3 protein-coding genes and 1 pseudogene are annotated in these 4911 nt (G+C 36.6%); all 4 read left to right on the forward strand.

The genetic code is table 11. The features are described 5' to 3' along the window. Nucleotides 1-164 (forward strand): annotated as a pseudogene (locus AC1DSE_RS30095) (DNA-binding transcriptional regulator); the annotation flags it as partial. A gap of 172 nt (nt 165-336) precedes the next feature. Next, complete coding sequence (locus AC1DSE_RS30100) at nt 337-855, forward strand: VOC family protein (RefSeq protein ID WP_441879609.1); 519 nt, start codon at nt 337-339, stop codon at nt 853-855. A gap of 434 nt (nt 856-1289) precedes the next feature. Next, a complete protein-coding gene (locus AC1DSE_RS30105; protein ID WP_477528686.1) occupies nt 1290-1994 on the forward strand; it encodes an ABC transporter ATP-binding protein in 705 nt (234 codons plus the stop codon). 2 nt (nt 1995-1996) lie between these two features. Next, nucleotides 1997-4321 carry an ABC transporter permease gene (locus AC1DSE_RS30110; protein ID WP_477528687.1) on the forward strand — a complete coding sequence of 775 codons (2325 nt, stop codon included), beginning with the start codon at nt 1997-1999 and terminating at the stop codon, nt 4319-4321. Nucleotides 4322-4911 lie beyond the last annotated feature (590 nt).

The raw sequence follows: 4911 nt of genomic DNA on the forward strand, positions 1-4911 counted from the left end.
CATCAAATCAAGCAATCTTTTTACTTGAGGAAAAATCAATTCATCTATATGTCCCTTATTTTCTCCTATCCTACGGGAAATCCATTCAAGTAATCGAACCACAGAGTTTGAAGGAAAAACTTGTTGCTGTTACGTCGGAATTAATGGAATATTATCAACTTTAATAGCTTCACTGACAGCAGATGTCAGTGAAGCTATTTTATAATGATGATAATCATTAATTACCGATGGAGTGTTGGTATTACTTGATGAATTGTTAAATAAGGAGAACTTGCAAATGAATAATACGGAATATATAAAATTGATCGATTATGATCATTTAAAGGAGGAGTAAAAATGACTGAAAGCAGAGAGTATAGGGGAGTGTCAGGTAAATATACAAAGAATGGAACACCCAACGGCTGCACATCGATTACCCCATTTATAACAGTGAAGAATCCTTCTGAAGCAATAGAGTTTTATAAAACTGTTTTCAATGCAAGAGTTAAGGATATTACTGAATATCCTGATGGAAATGGCAATAAAATAATTGCTCATGCGGAATTAGATTTTGGAAATGGTTTTTTGCAGCTGGGAGCAGCGAATCCGGCGTATAAATTGGTCTTGCCGCCAGATGAAGACAATGCGTGTTATTCTTTAGGAATTTACGTAATTAATGTTGATCAGGCAATTGAAAATGCGGTAGCAAGAGGAGCAAAAATAAGGGAACCGGTTATAAACTTTGTTTCAGGTGATCGATTCGGAAGTATATTGGATCCTTTTGGAGTAAGATGGTCTATTATGACTAGGATTGAGGATTTGTCAGAAGAAGAAAGTAGTCGGAGGGTTGCTGAATGGGCCCAAAGCTTTAAGTAGAAGTTTACACGCTGCAACTAAATAAAGTACAAGAACTCATTTTGAATGTAAATAAAATGATTTCTTGTACTTTATTTTTTTAAGATTGACTCTTGCTCAGAACGTATTCAACTAAACTTTCATCGCTCAGGTTCAAACATATTGAATATCTTCAGGATTTAATCGGTGGATTTATTATTTTTCGTTTTGATACCAGACATACATGAGGTCAGGATTCAAATGTTATGCTTTCAAACAGAGCAACAGAATTAGCAGCTAAATTCGAGGCTTTCCTTCTAGAGACCGAGCGCAAAATACATCGAACGAGGGAAGGTCATTTCTTTTGGATGGTATATGATGGAAAAATAGTGTAGCAATGGGGCGTTGCCTCCATAAGTTAACCGGTGAAACAACAAACCATGTTCTAAAAAATAGGATACAAGGAGATGAAGGTAGTGAAAAAGTTAATCGATTTCAAAAATGTAACCAAAGAATACAACATAGGTGAAGTAACGATTAAGGCGCTAGCGGGTGTTGATTTTTCCATATCAGAAGGGGAATTCGTTGTCATTTTAGGTGCAAGTGGTGCCGGCAAAAGTACGATCTTGAATATACTTGGCGGTATGGATACAGCAACTTYAGGTCAAGTGTTTGTTGGTGACCATGAAATCACAAGATTAGGCGAAAAAAAATTAACAGAATATCGTGGTGAGAAGATAGGTTTTGTATTTCAATTTTATAATTTGATTCCGAATTTAAACACGCTGGAGAATGTTGAATTTGCGACGGAAGTATGTAAAAACCATTTGGACGCTAAAGATATTTTACATAAAGTCGGATTAAAAGACCGAATCAAAAACTTCCCTTCCCAGTTGTCTGGAGGGGAACAGCAAAGAGTTGCTATCGCGAGAGCGGTTGCCAAAAATCCTTTACTGCTGCTTTGTGATGAGCCCACCGGAGCTTTGGATTATGTAACGGGCAAGTCTGTGTTGAAGCTTCTTCAAGATTTGAACAAAGATACGAAAAAATGCGTTGTTGTGGTCACACATAACTCTGCAATTGCTCCTATGGCTGATAAAGTCATAAAGGTTAAAAGCGGAAGGATAGAGAGCATCACTATAAATGAGGAAAAACAAAGTGTTGAAGGGATTGAGTGGTAATTATGAAATTATTACTGAAGTCATTAAGGGATATCAAACAATCGATAGGACAATTTATAGCTTTTGTTTTGGTTATCGCAGTAGGAGCTTTCTTCTATACGGGTCTTGTAACTTTGAGCGACAATCTTGGCGCGTATACGAAGGTTTATTTTCAAGAACATCATTTAAGCGATTTAAATGTATACTACAGCCAAATTTCAAGCGATGATGTGGCTCGTCTAAGCGAGATTGCAGGTATTCATAAAATAGAAGGACGGTATAGTTTTGATGCCACGCAAGCTTTTGAAGATTATAAAGCTACATTAAAAATCCATTCGATTCCTGAAAAAAATGAAATAAATACGCCTACGATCATTACGGGCAATATCCCGTCAAAACAGGATGAAATCGTATTAGATTCCGCTTATGCCAAAGAACATCATTTTCAACTAGGTGACACAATCAGTATTAGCAGCAATGGCAGAAGCTTTAATTTTACAATTAGCGGCTTGATTGRGAATGTTGAACATACTAAAAAGAACGAAACGCAGGACCATAAAACCAGCGGAATCGCTTATATTGGCGAAGAGACAATTCCTGCAATCGCAGACGGCTTTTACTATAATGAAGTCATGATTGAGGCGCAAGAGGGTTACGATATGGATAAAATAGGTCAAACCATTGAGGAACAATCCAAACAACTCCCTTATTTAACCCAAGAAAGTAAAGAACGTTCTTTCAATTACTCTCAATTAAACCAAACGATACATAATAATAAATTGATGAGTAAGGTTATACCTCTTGTTCTCTTTTTGATTGAAGCAATTATTCTGTTCCTTACGATGTCGAGAATTATAGATTCACAAAGAAACCAAGTAGGCATTATGAAAGCATTAGGTGTAAAAAACAGAAATATTATGCTTCATTATATGGGGTATCCTGTGCTGGCAAGCATCATAGGTTCTATTCTTGGTTATGTCATATCCGCTATTGTATTTATTCCATTAATTACGGCGTCGAATGCAAGAGCTTACTCTATGCCTGACATTTCATTTACACTTTCATTATTTTCTATTATTCCTCCTATTATTTTCTCCAGCGCTTTTGGAATCCTGTCATGTTACTTTAGTGGCAGAACGATATTAAATGAACGTGCAGCCCAGGCGATGCGTCCTAAACCGCCAAAGAAGATGAAGAAGCTGCTCATTGAAAAAATTCCGGGTATTTGGAGCCGAATTTCCTACAGCCATAAGCTCATTTTGAGAAATATATTTTTAAATAAACAAAAAGCTTTAGCGAGCTCCGTTGGTGTGGTTGTAAGCACTGTTTTATTGATCACTGCATTTGGCACACAAATGTCTTTGGTGAAAGTGGCTGATCAAGTTGAAGAGGTGTATACCTATGATTTGAGAGTCGATTATGCGATAGGAACATCTTCTGATTCGATTAATCTCCCTTCCAATATTGCAAAAAGCCATGGATTATCCACCTTCCCTGTTGCCTTTATAAAAGAGGATGTCAAAGAAAACGCCACATTAGTGGTTACGGAAAAAGAGAACGACCTTGTTCATTTCTTTGATGAAAATGATAAAAGAATTCGTTTAGAAAACGATGGTGTACTAATACCCAAATCTTACGCTGACAAGTATCAAATTGCAGAAGGCGATACGATCCAAATGGAATTTACAGCACCAGAGCTTAACCAAAAATCGGTAAACATGAAGGTTTTAAAAATATCTAACCAATATTCGAATCCTTCGTTTTATAGCACGCCAGATTATATGAATAGTTTAGGTATAGACTATCGCCCAACCTCGGTTTTAGTTAAAGCGAACAGCTCGGCGGATCTGACAAGCATTCGTAATTTCTTTGAGCAGGATCAACGTGTAGACACCATTGCAGATAAGAATGATCTAAAGAAATCCGCGCAATATATTTTGAGGCAAAATAGTTTTGTATTCATTATGTTTATCATTTGTGCGGTCATACTCTCCTTTGGGGCTATTTATACGATATCTTCCATTAACATTTATGAAAGGATTCGTGAGCTTGCAACACTGAAGGTATTAGGCTATCAAAAAAATAAAATAAACCGGCTTATCTTCTCTGAAAATATCATTTTAACCGCCTTTGCGGTCATTGTAGCGTTACCGATCAGCGGTTATATCTACACCATTATTGTTCAGGCATTGTCGAGTCCCCATCAGCAAATCCCAGATAAATTAAACATAACGATCTTGTTAGTTTCTATTCTGCTTGCGTTCTTACTTACTACGCTTTCTAATTTACTGCTTCGGCGAAAAGTTTCTCAAATTAATATGATTGAATCATTGAAAAGTATTGAATAGAACGTATTAAGCGTTTCACTAGGTAAGGTTTTCGAAAGCCTCACAGGGCATTTATGTTAAACACGCTATAGTTTAGCGTGTTTTTTTGTGCTGTGATACCTTTTGCTAATAACGAACTCAGAGGGGACAAATGGCTATAGAAGGATAATATTAAACGATTCCGTTTTCTATGAAGTTGAAATTAAAACCCATTTTCAAAGAATAAGAGATATTTATCCCTTAATAACATAATCAACCTTCTTTTTGGTTATGGAGACACCTCGTACAATAAAGGGAGAAACATATCAGATACTCGCTTTACACCGCAATTTCCCCCCGATTTTCTTTGTGCAATCTTCTTTTCTCTTGTTCAAACGACTTAGCAGAACTATGATGTGACGGTTTTCCTTTGTTTTTATCCTTACTTTAGGAGGTGACTGGGCGGAGTCTATTTGATATTCACTTATTGAAAGCGATTTCAAAATTGAAGGAAGAGGTGTATTTAAGAAATGGTACTAGGCGGAGCATCGGTACGAAAAAGTAGTGTTATCCTGTTGGTTGCGTTTCTCATCCTCTCATTGTTTTACTCCCTAGCATTTGGTGGACAGAAG

The sequence above is a fragment of the Paenibacillus sp. 01L418 genome (assembly GCF_056400045.1).

Excerpts from the sequence above, each read along its gene's own strand:
- AC1DSE_RS30100 (WP_441879609.1), top strand. The coding sequence starts at position 337 with ATGACTGAAAGCAGAGAGTATAGGGGAGTGTCAGGTAAATATACAAAG.